11 protein-coding genes are annotated in these 14,013 nt (G+C 65.5%); 8 read left to right on the plus strand and 3 right to left on the minus strand.

Annotation, left to right across the window (positions count from 1 at the left end; all coding sequences use genetic code 11):
* From N536_RS0112195 to N536_RS41475, 8 genes are read left to right on the plus strand one after another with little or no spacing between them, the layout of a single operon-like run.
* Complete coding sequence (locus N536_RS0112195) at window positions 1–1,029, plus strand: NAD(P)-dependent oxidoreductase (protein WP_029113857.1); 1,029 nt, start codon at window positions 1–3, stop codon at window positions 1,027–1,029.
* The gene (rfbC, locus tag N536_RS0112200) at window positions 1,026–1,574 is read left to right on the plus strand and encodes a dTDP-4-dehydrorhamnose 3,5-epimerase (RefSeq protein ID WP_029113858.1); all 549 of its coding nucleotides are present in this window, start codon (window positions 1,026–1,028) and stop codon (window positions 1,572–1,574) included. Before N536_RS0112195 ends, rfbC begins: the two co-directional genes overlap by 4 nt.
* A complete protein-coding gene (locus N536_RS38225; protein ID WP_197040124.1) occupies window positions 1,571–2,899 on the plus strand; it encodes an NAD(P)H-dependent oxidoreductase in 1,329 nt (442 codons plus the stop codon). The genes rfbC and N536_RS38225 overlap by 4 nt, the downstream gene beginning before the upstream one ends.
* Window positions 2,896–3,795, plus strand: a complete 900-nt coding sequence (locus N536_RS38230) for a WecB/TagA/CpsF family glycosyltransferase (RefSeq protein ID WP_064751541.1) — start codon at window positions 2,896–2,898, stop codon at window positions 3,793–3,795. The genes N536_RS38225 and N536_RS38230 overlap by 4 nt, the downstream gene beginning before the upstream one ends.
* Window positions 3,792–5,252 (plus strand): oligosaccharide flippase family protein, encoded by a 1,461-nt coding sequence (locus tag N536_RS0112215; RefSeq protein WP_029113859.1) that lies wholly within the window; start codon window positions 3,792–3,794, stop codon window positions 5,250–5,252. The genes N536_RS38230 and N536_RS0112215 overlap by 4 nt, the downstream gene beginning before the upstream one ends.
* Window positions 5,242–7,230 carry a glycosyltransferase gene (locus N536_RS0112220; RefSeq protein WP_029113860.1) on the plus strand — a complete coding sequence of 663 codons (1,989 nt, stop codon included), beginning with the start codon at window positions 5,242–5,244 and terminating at the stop codon, window positions 7,228–7,230. Before N536_RS0112215 ends, N536_RS0112220 begins: the two co-directional genes overlap by 11 nt.
* An 11-nt stretch (window positions 7,231–7,241) precedes the next feature.
* A complete protein-coding gene (locus N536_RS0112225) occupies window positions 7,242–8,285 on the plus strand; it encodes a glycosyltransferase (RefSeq protein WP_029113861.1) in 1,044 nt (347 codons plus the stop codon).
* A complete protein-coding gene (locus N536_RS41475) occupies window positions 8,282–9,400 on the plus strand; it encodes a glycosyltransferase family 4 protein (protein ID WP_029113862.1) in 1,119 nt (372 codons plus the stop codon). The genes N536_RS0112225 and N536_RS41475 overlap by 4 nt, the downstream gene beginning before the upstream one ends.
* Here the strand turns inward: N536_RS41475 and N536_RS38235 are convergent.
* The 3 genes from N536_RS38235 to N536_RS38240 all read right to left on the minus strand — a co-directional run bounded on the left by N536_RS38235 (window position 9,303) and on the right by N536_RS38240 (window position 13,992).
* Entirely contained in the window at window positions 9,303–10,697 is a 1,395-nt protein-coding gene (locus tag N536_RS38235) for an O-antigen ligase (protein WP_197040125.1), read from the minus strand. The two genes, N536_RS41475 and N536_RS38235, sit on opposite strands and share 98 nt — an antisense overlap.
* Window positions 10,698–10,783: 86 nt before the next feature.
* Window positions 10,784–12,226, minus strand: a complete 1,443-nt coding sequence (locus tag N536_RS0112240) for a polysaccharide biosynthesis tyrosine autokinase (protein ID WP_029113863.1) — start codon at window positions 12,224–12,226, stop codon at window positions 10,784–10,786.
* A gap of 152 nt (window positions 12,227–12,378) precedes the next feature.
* On the minus strand, window positions 12,379–13,992 hold the full coding sequence (locus N536_RS38240) for a hypothetical protein (RefSeq protein ID WP_369798420.1): 1,614 nt from the start codon (window positions 13,990–13,992) through the stop codon (window positions 12,379–12,381).
* Window positions 13,993–14,013 lie beyond the last annotated feature (21 nt).

A 14,013-nucleotide genomic window follows, 5' to 3' on the forward strand; every position in this document is an offset into this window, starting at 1 on the left:
ATGCGCGTTCTCGTTACCGGTACCGGTGGCTATCTGGGGTGCTTGCTTGCGCCCCGGCTCATCGCAGATGGCCACGAGGTCGTCGGCCTGGATACCGGCTACTACAAGAGCAGTTGGCTCCATCACCACAGCGGCACCGCGCCACAGGAGTTGGTGCGCGACATCCGTCACGTGACGGTGGACGACCTGCGTGGGTTCGACGCCGTCGTGCACATGGCCGAGTTGAGCAACGACCCGATCGGCGACCTGATCGGGGATGTCACCTACGACATCAACCACCTTGGCAGCGTGCACCTTGCGCGGTGCGCCAAGGCTGCCGGAGTCAGGCGGTTCGTCTACATGTCGTCGTGCAGCGTCTACGGGATCGCCACCGGAACGGTCGACGAATCCAGTCCCGTCAATCCGTTGACGCCGTATGCGAAGTGCAAGGCCCTGGTCGAGCGGGACCTCACCGCGATGGCGGACGACGAGTTCTCGCCGACCTTCCTTCGCAATGCCACGGCATTTGGCGCGTCGCCGCGCATGAGGTTCGACATCGTCCTCAACAACCTGTGTGGCCTGGCGTGGGTCGAGCACAGCATCTCGATGACAAGTGATGGAACGCCCTTGCGGCCCTTGGTCCACGCACTCGACATCGCGCAGGCGATCCAGTGCGCATTGCGCGCCGATCGTGAGCGGGTGCACGCGTTGGTGGTGAACGTCGGCTCGGACGAGAACAACTACTCGGTTCGCGAGATCGCCGAGACCGTGGCTCGCGAATTTCCTGGTTGTGAACTCACTTTCGGCGAGCCTAACCCGGACCAGCGCAGCTACCGGGTCGCCTTCGGAAGGATCCGAGGGGTCTTTCCAGAGTTCAAGACCGAGTGGGACATGGCGTCCGGTGCCACCCAGCTGCACCGCGTGTTCGAGACCATCGCGATGGATCCCGAGACGTTCTATGGCCGCGGTCACACCCGGCTCAAACAAATCGAATACCTGCTCAAGACCGGTCAGGTCGATGAACAGCTGTTCTGGAAGGACAGTCAGTGAAATACACCGCCACCGACGTCGACGGCGTCGTAATCGTCGACATCGAGCCGCACCGCGACGCAAGGGGCTTCTTCTCACGGTCCTTCTGCGCCACGGAGTTCGCCAAACATGGACTCGACGCGGACGTCGCCCAGACCAACATCTCCTACAACCACACCCGTGGCACGCTGCGTGGGCTGCACCGGCAGGTGCCGCCGTTCCTCGAGGCGAAGCTCGTGCGGTGCACGCGCGGTGCGATCGTCGACGTCGCCGTGGACGTCCGTCCCGAATCTGCCACGTACGGCCAGCACGTGATGGTGGAGCTGACGGCCGACAACCGCCGCGGCTTGTTCCTGCCGCCCTACGTGGCGCACGGCTTCCAGACCTTGGCCGACGACACCGAGGTCATCTACCAGGTCAGCGGCCCGTACGCGCCGGCCGGTGAACAGGGTTTCCGTTGGGATGACGGGCAATTCGGCATCGCCTGGCCATTACCGGTGGCGGTCATATCCGACAAGGACGCCAGCTGGCCGTTGGTGACAGAGGCAAGGAGCTCGGCACGATGATGATGGGCGTAGACGCATTGCTCGCCGAGCGGGCGCGTCAAGGCAAACCCATCCGGGTCGCGATGGCCGGGTGCGGCTTCATGGGTCGCGGTTTGGTCAACCAGATCGTCAACAGCGTGCCGGGGATGACACTTTCGGCCATCGCCGTCCGCGATCCGAACAAGGGCATCAAGGCCCTTGGCGATGCCGGCGTGAACGACGTGGCCGTCGCCCATAGCGTAGGTCAACTCGACAGGGCAATCCGGGCCGAGATGCCCGCCGTCACCGATGACTTCGGGGCGATCACCCGGGCCCACGGTATCGACGTCGTCATCGACGTCACCGGTGCGGTCGAATTCGGGTGCCACCTGGCGCTTGACTGCTTCACGAACGGCAAGCACCTGGTCCTGATGAATGCCGAAGTCGACGCGACGGTGGGCGCCGAACTGGGACGCCGAGCGTCCGCGGCCGGCGTGGTGTTCACCGGATGCGACGGCGACCAGCCTGGCGTTCAAATGAACCTGATCCGGTTCGTTCGCAGCATCGGCGTCACGCCGCTCGTCAGCGGGAACATCAAGGGCCTGCAGGATCCCTACCGCAACCCCACCACCCAGGAGGGGTTCGCCCGCCGATGGGGTCAGGATCCGTGGATGGTGACCAGCTTCGCCGACGGCACCAAGATGAGCGTCGAACAGTCAATCGTTGCCAATGCCACCGGGATGTCGGTCCACCAGCGAGGCATGCTCGGGCGTGATCACGACGGACATGTCGACGAGCTGACCGAGTGGTACGACATCGACGAACTCCGTGCACTCGGCGGTGCGGTCGACTACGTGGTGGGTGCCAACCCAAACCCGGGAATCTACTGCCTTGGCACACAAGATGATCCGAAGCAACGGCACTACCTCGAGCTGTACAAGTTGGGCAAGGGTCCGCTGTATAGCTTCTACACGCCGTATCACCTGTGCCACTTCGAAGTTCCGATCACCGCCGCCAGAGCAGTCTTGATGGGTGACGCCACGGTACGCGCGCAGGGCACCCGATACGTCGAGGCGGTCGCCACCGCCAAGATCGATCTCAAGGCCGGGACGGTGCTGGACCGCCTCGGCGGCTACCACTACTACGGGGAGGCCGAGAAGGCCCACATCGCCCGCGACGAGCGGCTGCTGCCCGTCGGCGCGGCGGAAGGTTGCGAGCTCGCCCGGGACGTGCCGAAGGATGCGACCCTCACCTACGACGACGTCATCCTGCCGCCAGGGCGACTGGTCGATCAGCTGCTCGAAGCGCAGGGCAGGTTGCCCGTCGGTGTCCCCCCAGGCCTCCTAGCGGATGTGATCACACCATGACGGACCCCGAACATGCGGCGACGCTCACCGTACGGATGGCGATCTGCGGCAACGTCATTGAACGTCGTGATGTCGACGAAGTGATTGAAGTCGTCAAGTCACGGCTACGAACGGATACCGGCGGCTGTCTGGCGGTCGGATCGGTCAATCTCGATCATCTCAACCACTTCCGGGGCGGCGGCGCACTCCAGACTGGAACGGGCCCGGAGTGGTTGCTACTGGCCGACGGCATGCCGATCGCGTGGCGTGGCCAGCTGCTCACGGCGCGACCATGGCCGCGAGTCACCGGCGCCGAGTTGCTGCCGCGGCTATTGGATTTTGCCGAGGAATCCGGTCTCCGGGTGGGATTCCTCGGCGGCACCGTCGAGACCCATCAGCAGCTGGCCGCCCGGCTGGACAGCGACTATCCCGATCTCGTCGTCTCGGGCATGTGGTCACCCAGTGCTGAAGAGCTCGCATCGGATTCCGCAGACATCGCCGGGGCGATCCAAAAGGTGCGCACCGACATTCTCGTCGTGTGTCTGGGCAAACCTCGCCAGGAGCAGTGGGTGGATCGCTACGGGGTGGACACGGGAGCCCGGCTCTTCCTGCCCTTCGGTGCTGCCGCAGACTTTCTCGCGGGAACGAAGCGCCGTGCGCCCCGGTGGATGCAGCGGTCCGGACTGGAGTGGTTCTACCGGCTGAGTCGCGAGCCACGACGATTGGCCCGCCGCTACCTGATCCAGGGCCCCATCGCACTCCTGCGGGCCGTTCGTGCACAGCTCATCTACGCACCCGGCGTCTACTTCTCGGCCGCTGAGGACGACGGGCACCGCAGCGAACACCAGGGGCTGACGGACCCCGTTGAGTCACGACCACAGGCTGTGCAGGCGATGAGTTCCTCCCGGACCGCATGACCGAAATAACCACGGTGGGAACGTCATCGGTCCCCCAGGCCAGGATCGCCCGCGCATTCTCGGTGCAGCTCCTCTGCCGCGTCATCGGGATGGTCGCGTCGGTGGTTTCCGTCGCGATGACGGCTCGCTACCTCGGCCCCAACCTCTATGGCCAGTTGACCGTCGCGGTGGTGTTCATCGGGATGTGGACATCACTGGCCGACCTCGGCATCGGAACCGTGATCGTGCGACGAGTCACGTCGGGGCGAGGGAACCTCGAGCGCCTGGTCCGAGTCAACAGTGGGCTATCGCTGGTGTATTGCGTTCCGTTGGTCGTGGTTGCGGCCGGTTCGGGTTTGTTGATCTATCACGACGCAGACGTCCGGACGATTCTGGTAGTGATGTCGGCGCAATTGCTGATGATGACGATGACCACGCGGTTCGAACCGGTATTCCTGACCACCGTCCGGTTCGCCGCGGTTGCCCTCTCCGACGTCACGAGTCGGCTGGCGATGCTGGGCTGTATTGCCTGGCTGGTGGTTTCACATGCCGGCATCATCTGGTTCGCAGTCGCACAGCTCATCCCACCTGCCGTGCAGTTGGTGATCCAGGGCGCGGCCGCGTCCAGGCACATTCGGCTTCGACCGGTCTTCTCGCGGACCGAAACCACCGACCTGCTGCGCGAAAGCCTCACGCCGATGGGCGTCATCGTGATAGCGATCCTGTACTGGCGCGCCGACGGCGTCATCCTTTCACTGGTGAGCACGCACGCCGAGGTGGGCGTCTACGGCTTGTCGTACACCATCGCGTTCAACATCGTGGTCGTCTCGACCTTCTTCCTGAAGTCGACGCTGTCGACGGCCACCGAACTGTTCACCCGAGACGCCTCGGCCTTCACGGACTTCATGCGCCGCAGCGTCGAGATGATGTACTTCCTCGGGGTTCCCGTCGCCGTCGTGGGCGGAATGCTGGCAGGACCGCTGATCGCGCTGCTTGGCGATGAGCAGTTCGTCGAACGCGGTGCGCCTACGCTGGCGTTGCTGTTCGTCGCGGTAGCTCTGCGCTTCATCACCGGCACCCTGAGCCAGGGCCTGTTCGCATGTCATCACCAGCGGTTCCTGTTCCGGCTGTCGGTGGCCACCTTGGCAGTCAACATCGTGCTGAATGTATTGCTGGCAGCGCGATTCGGCGCGGCAGGTGCTGCCGCGGCATTGGTGTGCACCGAGGTGCTCGGCTTGGTCTTCGCGAGCTGGCGGCTCCGTCGGCAATGCGGCTACCGCAATCCCGTGGCGTTTCTATTGCGCCTGCTGGGGCCCGTCGCCGTCAGCATCGCGGCAGTGGTCGCGCTTTCGGGTCAACACGTGTTGATCGCGGGCGCGGGGGCAGTGCTGGCCTATCTCGCGGCCAACCTAGCGATCGGCCCCGTAACTCCATCTAAATTGTCAGCGCTACGGCGGGGAGCCAACGATGACGCGTGAATTGGACCGGCCGTACTTGAAGCCGCCGCAGCCGACCGCCAAGCGGCCCCACGGTGCAGCACGCCCCCTCGCGGTGCTCATCGTGACGTACAAGAGTCACGACCTGCTCGAGAAATGCCTCGCACAAGTCGGTGAGCACCTACCCGAGCTGTCCGTCTACGTCTACGAGAACAGCGGCGAGGACTACCCCGGGCGTGACGAGCTGGCCAGTCGGCACCCGCACGTGCACTGGGTGATGGGTCGAAGGAACCTTGGTTTCGCGGCGGCGATGAACGCGCTCGTGGAGCACGTGCCCTCCGATGCCGACCTGCTGCTGTTGAATCCCGATGCGGGGCTCCTCGGACCGCTGACTCGGACGAGGCAGCTCATTCGCCGACCCGGGGTGGCCGCGGTCGCGCCGCTGATGTGGGACAACGCCGGCGCGGGGTCCCAACCGTGGGATGTCGCGACCCGACGCCGCACCCTGATCCGGGCGTTGGTGGCGGCGGCTGGCCACTCGGAAACCCTTCGTGGGACGCCTCTTTCACACCTGTATCGACAGCAGCCCGGCGAGCAACAGGACATCGACGGTTACGTGTGTGGCGCCTGCCTGGCAGTCAACCGCGACGCCTGGGACGCCATCGGCGGCTTCGACGAAGAGTTCTTCGTCTATGGCGAAGAGACCGACTGGCAGAACCGCGCCCGCGCGGCCGGTTGGACGATCCACCTCGCCGACGAGATGGGCGCCGACCACCGCGGCGAGTCGGACGAAGGTCATGGCGCACCGCTCGAGGCGTCCGAACGCGGCCGTGTGTACGAACTGCTGCGCACCAACATCGCCTTGGTGCTCGAGCACCAACACTCGGTTCATCATGCCGATGCATATCTGGCTGGGACGAAGTTGTTGGACCGCGTGCAGCGGTCCAAGCGGGCGATCCGCGGTAGGGCGATGGCGCGACCGCATGAGCTTCCCCACGTCGTCATCACCACCAACCGGCTGGTCTACGGTGGCGCCGAGCGCCAAAAAGTCTTGCTCGCTGCGGAATTGGATCGTCGGGGATATCCCGTCACGCTGGTGTGTCTGCAACGTTTCGGGCCACTGATCAAGGACATTCCACACTCGGTCCGTGTGGTGCGCCAGCCATGGTGGGCACCCATCGTCGACGTTCCGCGCGGGCCCGCGGTGGTGATCACCGGGGACACCAACACCGAGACCGGGTTCGCAACGCTGTGGCGGAGCGCCGGTTCGGAACGGCGCTGGCTGGTTGCCGCTCACGTTCCACCCGAGGAAGATCGGCCGATCTACTCGCGTCCGCTTGCCGCCGCAATGCGCCGGGCGGACGGATTCATCGCTCTCGCACAACGGCATTGGGAGCTGCTCAATGCTCACCATGGACTCGGTGTCACACACTTCGTGGCACCCAACGGCGTGGCGCCGGCTATCCCCCCCAGCCGGCGCCACGACCGGGGTGAGCCCCCGCACATCGTCATGCTCTCGCGGATCGTCAAGCACAAGAACCCGGACATGTTGATCGACGCCCTAGCCGGATTGACCGAATTGCCTTGGCGCTTGTCGATCTTCGGTGATGGGCCCGACCGGGCGGAGTTGGAGGCACGCACCCCGATCTCGCTTCGCGACCGGGTGCAGTGGCGCGGTTGGTCGGACGGTCCCGAGCCGGCCCTGGCCGACGCCGATCTGCTGTGCGTACCCAGCCGGTCCGAGGCGTTCCCGCTGGTGATTCTCGAGGCGATGTCCCGCGGCATCCCCGTTGCCGCGTCGGCTGTCTGTGCCATACCGGAGATGCTCGACCATGGGCGAGCCGGCATCGTCGTCGATCCGGTTACGGTGCCGGGCTGGCGACGGGCGCTCGAGGGTCTGCTCTCCGCGCCCGACGCACTAGGCGAGCTTGGCCAGCGCGGTCTCGATCGCATGACCGCCCATTACACCGTCGAGGCGATGACAGACGCGTACCTACGTGCGATTGACAACGTGTTGTGAAATCTCTTCGGGTGCTATGGCTTTCACCGTGGATGCGGCCGCTTGCCCGCGTTCATGCCGAGGCCCTGCGTCGCCGTGGCGTGGAGGTGCTGTTGGTCACGTCCGACCAGCATCCCGAGTCCGACGCCGCCCGAGACTACGAATTGGTCCTCGACCCCCGGTTTCGCGCCGCGTCAACCTGGCCGGCCAGCTTCACCGCCCGCCGGTACGCCCGAAACTGGCGGCCCGACGTAGTGATCACGGAGCTCGTTCGAGACCCACGCTGGATTGCGTTCGCCGGCAACACCCCCCGTATCCAGCTGGTGCACGATGACCGTCCACATGACGCGTACGAGCAGCGACCGCGTTACGAGCGGGCGGTCTTCGATCGCTGGGGGGCCGGCGCCGCGGCCACGGTGGTGTTCAGCGCCTACGTCGCGGAGGCGGTGGCCGACCGCCCCGATGTCGCAGGCACCCGGGTCCACCTGGTGCCGCTGACGAGCGATCTCGATCCGGCGCTCGCGCCGGCATTGGTGCCCGCCGTGGACCGGCGGAACTTCGTCATGGTGGGGAGGCTCAACCCGTACAAGAACGTCGACGTCGTCCTCGACGCCTGGCAGCATCACGTGGACGGCCGCAGTTGGCGCGGCGACGAATTGGTCCTACTCGGTGACGGACCGCACATCACCCGCAAGCTGCCCAAACACACCGTCTGGCGGCCCGGCTCCTACCGTTACCGCGACGTATTGGACACGGTGGCGGCGGCCAAGGGGTCCGTCGTGCACTACCGGCGCGCTTCGCAGAGCGGCGTGCAGGTGCTGTCAATGCAATTGGGCGTCACGCCGATCGTCTCCCCCGTCGGCGCGCTGCCGGAGTTTCAACCGCCGGGCTGCGAACCGGTGGGCGTCGACGACGTCGACGGCCTCGCTGCGGCCTTCGACGCGCTGGCGGACCCCGAAACGGCCGCGCTCCGAGGCGCCGCCGCAGCGCGGCACTACGAACAGCGGTTCACCGCGGACCACGCAGCCGAGCGGCTGCACGATGCCCTCCGCCTGACCGCTCGGGCGGCGCGATGACGGCGCTGCGCATCCTGGTGGTCGGCCCGGCGCCCGCAGGACCAATCAGCCGTGGCGGCATGGCAACGGTCGTCTCGTTGATGGCGGCCCATCCCGACCCGCGCTTCGAGGTCACGGTAGTGCCGACATACGTCGACGGGTCGACGTGGCTGCGCTTGTCGGTGGGTGTCCGCGGAATGGCGCGCGCTGCCGGATCGATATTCCGGGGCAAGGTCGACGTACTACACGTCCACCTCTCGCACGGCGGGAGCATCGTGCGAAAGGCCGTGCCGCTGTGGGCCGCAAGGCTCGCCGGAATCCCCGCCGTGGTACATGGTCACAGCTTCGACTTCGGTGGGTGGTTCGACGACCGGTCGGTACTGACCCAGCACTTGGTGCGTGCCGCCCTGCCTGCCGAGCACTGGCTCGTTCTCGGCAGCAGCCACGCCGAAGAATATGCGCAGCGGTTGAAAATTGCCGCCGATCGAATCAGTGTGCTCCACAATGCGATTCAAGTCCCGCTCCAAGCGGTGGATCAAGGTCGCGCCGATCCCGTTCACGCCGTTGCGCTTGGACGGCTGGGTGAGCGCAAGGGCAGCTACGACCTGATAACGGCGGTGCAGCAGCTTCAGCCGGACGTCCGCCGCCGGCTGCGAGTGACGATCGCGGGTGATGGAGAGATCGACGCCGTGACCGCCGCCGTCGAGGCAGCCGGCGTCGATGACACCGTGCACGTCGCCGGGTGGCTTGACACCCGACAACGCGACCAACTGCTGTCCCGTGCGCATGTCTTCCTACTGCCCAGCCGCGACGAGGGACTGCCGATGGCATTGCTGGAGGCCATGGGATGTGGGCTGGCCCCTCTCACGACGGCAGTCGGCAGCATCGGCGAAGTGATCACAGACGACCTGAACGGGTTGCTCGTTGCTCCGGGTCGGCCCGATCAGATCGCCTGCGCGCTCAGCACTCTGGTCGTCGACGAGAAGCGGCGTACACGTTTGGCTTCAGCCGCGCGGGACCACGTCGGCGGCTTCACCGTCAACCGCTGGTACGAACGACTTGCGGCGCTGTGGACGGTGATGGCCTCTCAACCGGCTCCGCCGTCACGATCGGAGTCGTTGGCGCGAGCCGACTGAACGCCATCGCGGCACCCAACGCAAGACCCAGTACGAGTGAACTCGGCGGTTCCAGCGGAAGCGGATCGACCACGCAGATTGCGAGCAGGCCAACACTTACTGCTGCGCTGATCTTCGCCGCGGCGGACCTGGTACGCAAGGCAAGCACCACGGGTGTCAACGCGAACACCGCGAATACGACCATGCCGGCGACTCCGGCCTTTACCAGCCACCACAGGTAGAAGTTGTGCGCATAAGTGGTACCCAGTGTCGCGGTGAAGGTTCCGGCCTGGCCGAACGGCAGCTGATACGCATAACCCAAGCCATGCCCGAACAGCGGTGCGTCGTCGATGGCACGAAACAGGTTGGTGTTCTCGTGCAGCCGGGCCAGGGTCGACGAATCAACAGCCAACGCGCTCGTCGAGACGCCATCGAGCACCCTGTCCGAGAAGGCAGTCAGCTGATCGGTCAGCCAGCTCCCAGCCTCGGAGTGCTGCAGTAGGAAGAGCGTTGCGGGTATGACCACCACGACCGACGCCGCGCCGAGGACGACGAGTACGGCCGATCGTCGCAACGCGGACCATCCCAGCCCGGCGACCAGCGCGACGGCGGCGGTGACCGCGAGAGCGATCAATGTGGTTCTGGCAAAGGACAATAACGTGATCGCTACTGCAGGCGCTCCGAGAAGGACCCACATCGACAACCGGGAGCGGCCCACGATCTGGGCGGCGACGAGCGCCGTCAGCACCACGAGAGCCGGCGCCTGGGTGGCGGTCAGCAGCCGTATCGCTGCAGCGCCCGTCTCGCCTTGGAGACTTTCGGCCCGCCCAGCCAGCCGGATGCCCGTCAGCGAGCTGGCGACGATCATGGCAGCGGAGAACCACAGCACGACCGCCATGACCCGGATGGATTGCCGGACATGACCGGTGCGAACGATCAGCACGGCGAGCACGAAGCCGGCGACGACCTCGCAGAGAAATATCGCCTCGCGCGCGATCCGCTCCGGATCGTGTCCTGCGCCGAGTCCGACCGCGGTGAAGAACATCACGGTCAGAAACAAGCCGCCTGGCAGCACGTAGTCCGAAAAGCGCAGGCGGGCAAGTGGAATCAAGAATACGATCGCCAACAGGACCGCGATCTGATGCGCGTCGATCGATACCGGTCCGATCACCTTCCCGACCGGCAATGCGGCAGGCAGCGACGCGAACGCGAGGAACAACGCAATCCAGACCATCCGGTGCGGACCGGTCAGGTAGACGACTAGGCAGCCCAACGCCCCGATCAGCATCAGCCCTTCGGTCGTGGAGCGGACCGCCAAGGCGCCGACTGTGAGGCAAACCAGTACGACTCCTGCGATCGCGGCGGTTGACGCGAAAGTCCTACCGGCCACACCGCCGATCATGCCTACGAGCCGTTCGCGGCGATGGTGGCCGAGGCGGATTCGTTGACCTTCGCGCGGTACGCCGACGTCGCGTCCTTGGTATGCCTGGGAACCCGCGCACCGGTCAGTACGGTGCCGACGATATTGGCTTCCGCGGAACGAAGACCTTCCAGTGCACCGTCGAGCTCTTCGGCCGCTGTCTGCCCCGAACGTACGACCAATACGGTCGCATCAACGGCAGCCGCGAATATCCCGGCGTCGGCCGTAACAAGTACTGGCGGACCGTCGATTACAACCCGATCGAAGCTCGCGGAGAGCTTCTCCAACATGGTCACCAGCGATGGGGTGTTCAGGTTCCGCTGGAAGCCGCTGGGCTTGCTCGACGCGAGCAGCCAAAGGCCATCGTGCGACGTGGGCCGGACGGCATCGTCAAGCGTCAGCTGATCGGCCAGGACGTCCATCAGTGCCCGGTTGGCATCGACTTCGAGGAGGCCGGCGACCGTGGGTTGGCGCGCGTCGCCCTCGATCAGCAAGACCGTCTCATCGATCTCGGTGAACGACAGTGCGAGATGAAGTGCCGTGGTGGTCGCTCCCTGGTTCAGCGTTGGAGCGGTGACCAGGATGGAGCGCACCGGCGCGGCCGCGGAACCGAGCAGCGCCGTGCGCATGCGGCGCACCTCCTCGTCGAAGACGAGGTCGCAGGGCTTCGCTCGAAATCCCCCGCGCCGGACACCGATGTCCCGGTTGTCCGGCGGAGGCAACTGCGCCAGCGTGGGCACGCCAGAGCGTGCGGTCAGGGTTTCGCGGCTGCGGATCGTGCGGTCGGTCGCCTCCCGGCCGAGTGCGAGCGCGATACCCAACAACACGCCGGCGAGCAATCCCAACGCCACGTTGCGCGCCGGAACCGGGCTCTGGGGACTCTGCGGCACGATCGGTTGCTCGACAACGTTCGCCTTGGCGCCCGCAATTGTTTGCTGGGGGTCGAATCCCGCGCCCAACAACTGACCGGACGGCTGTGACATGGGGATGCCGGCATCGACTTCGGGAACCAGGGCAGCAAATTGCGTTGCCATAGCCGAAGCGAGTGCGGCGGCCTGCTGCGGGTCCGAATCCGAGACTGTCAATCGGAACAGGGTCGACTCCGGCGTGTAGGTGACCTTGGTGTTGTCGACCAGCTCGTCTGCGGTCATCGGCACCCCCAACTGATCAATCGTCCGCTGCGCCACGGTGCGCCCCCCGGCGAGCTCGGCGTATGACGAAAGCCGCTGCTGAGCTGCCTGAATGGCTTCATAGGCGTCATTGATGGTCGTGGCGCCGGTGAACGAGACCATGACTGTCGCCGTGGCCTGATAACTCTTGGTCTGCATCGCCGTGATTGCCACTGCGGCGACCAAACAGGTCACTACGGCCGTCACGAGGAGCTTCCATCGCGAACGCATGATCCGAACAAAAGTTTGGAAATCCACGACAACCTCTTGTCTTTACTGAGCCGAGTCGCCGCAAACCGACGAATGGTATGGAACAGTATTATCTTTCAGGCGCGTGGTATGCAACTCCGAGTAACTGACGACTTCACGGGCTCCCCCGCGTGTCGGTCGAAACGGACAGGTCCGGGGACCTATTTCAGGTCGAGCACGGCGATCGGATACGCGCCGCCGGAATCACGGCCGTCGCGAGCCAGCTGCATCGGCGCATAGTCCACGACGTGCGATGCATGGGATTTGTGCTGCTGCCAATCGACCGCGGCGCTCAGCGCGTAGCGGCCAGGTGGGAGGCCGGCGGTGTCGATCACGAGCTCCTCGGTGACCGATGCAGGGACCGGCGCAGCGCCGGGATCGAGAGGTTGCCCGGCGAGGATCGCCTTGAGATCGACTCGACCGGGCACCGTCCGCACCGTCTTGCCGGAGCGATCAACGATGCGGTAGCTGGGAACCCACTTCTCGACCGCAGCGGCGGATCCGTAGTTGGTCCATTGGACGTCGACGGACACGATGCCGCCGTCGATCGACGTGGTTCCGGGCACCGACTCGACCGAGTACCGGTAACCGGCGTAGACATTGGCCCGAGCCCACAGTGAGAACAGCTCGAGACTCATCGTGCGGCGCGAGTCGCGGTCGGGGAAGTTGGTGCTCGACGTCATCGAGACGTGGTAGGCCACCACGTCGTGCAATCCCTTGGCGTAGTACGCGCGGAGGTCTGCCTTGCTGGGCGGTTGGCACCATTCCGTGATGACCGGCGCCGAGGCGAGTCGGTTCATCAGCGTTGCCACCAGCGAATCGTCTTGCGCGACGTACTGCGAGTCCGCGTCGTGGGCCCACGCGGGAAGCGGCTCGTAAACCCCGAGGCAGTCCGAGCGAATGCCAACCGGCGCCGCGACGGTAGCGGTCACCTGGTCCGACAGCAGTTGCCGAACGATCTCGGGGTTCTGCGGGGTCACGACCAACTGGGTGCGTGGAAATGCGGCAACGTTGGCAGCGACGAGATGACGAATCGACGGTGCGGTGATGCTCTGGTCCCGATACTGGCTGAAATAGCCCAAACTGCGGACGCTGTCCTGCGGCGCGGGACCAGGCGCGCGCAGGGTGTCCCGCACATATGCGATGTGGTTTTCGCTGAAGTCGCCGTAACCGGAGAACTCGAAGACGCTGAGCCGCTCATCGCCGTCGTAGCGCCTGCCCAGTGCCCTGAGCAATTCGTCGAACCCGGCCAAGTAGTCCGGACTGTTCCAGTTCGGTACCACCTGACTGACGGTGCGCCCCTTGTCTGGGGGAAACGTCCTGGTGGTGCCTGGAATCGAGCGCAGCCAGTCGGGTATCGCGATGTTCGTGTCGTTCGGATAGGACGCGTCGCAGCACGAGTTGTAGGCGTAGACGCGCAGCGTCAGCCGCATGCCCCGGCTACCGGCCTGCGCCAGCGCGTCGTCGATCGCACGGAAGTCGTACTTGCGGTCGTCCGGCGTGCCGGGCGGGAGCGTGCGCGGATCGCTCGGCTGCAGTCGGCGCCAGGCGAGCCGCATGCTCGCATCGGTTGACTTGGGCCACGCGGCGAAGTCTCGTTGTGCGGGGTTGCCCTGCGGGAACAGCGGGCTCATCAGGTTCTCGTACTGGCCCCGCAGTGGATTGGCGAACTCCTTGGCTGCCGGGGGTATAGCCGGGCTCTCGACACCCCGCGCGGAGCCAACTGCTTGCGCACCGGACGAAGTCCCACATGCCGAGGCGAACGTCAACGCCATGCAGATGGCCGATATGCGGAG

It is taken from the genome of Mycobacterium sp. URHB0044, assembly GCF_000620625.1.
Classification (GTDB): Bacteria; Actinomycetota; Actinomycetes; order Mycobacteriales; family Mycobacteriaceae; genus Mycobacterium.

Excerpts from the sequence above, each read along its gene's own strand:
- N536_RS0112195 (WP_029113857.1), top strand. The coding sequence starts at position 1 with ATGCGCGTTCTCGTTACCGGTACCGGTGGCTATCTGGGGTGCTTGCTT.
- N536_RS38225 (WP_197040124.1), top strand. The coding sequence starts at position 1,571 with ATGATGATGGGCGTAGACGCATTGCTCGCCGAGCGGGCGCGTCAAGGC.
- N536_RS38230 (WP_064751541.1), top strand. The coding sequence starts at position 2,896 with ATGACGGACCCCGAACATGCGGCGACGCTCACCGTACGGATGGCGATC.
- N536_RS0112215 (WP_029113859.1), top strand. The coding sequence starts at position 3,792 with ATGACCGAAATAACCACGGTGGGAACGTCATCGGTCCCCCAGGCCAGG.
- N536_RS0112220 (WP_029113860.1), top strand. The coding sequence starts at position 5,242 with ATGACGCGTGAATTGGACCGGCCGTACTTGAAGCCGCCGCAGCCGACC.
- N536_RS41475 (WP_029113862.1), top strand. The coding sequence starts at position 8,282 with ATGACGGCGCTGCGCATCCTGGTGGTCGGCCCGGCGCCCGCAGGACCA.
- N536_RS38240 (WP_369798420.1), bottom strand. The coding sequence starts at position 13,992 with ATGGCGTTGACGTTCGCCTCGGCATGTGGGACTTCGTCCGGTGCGCAA.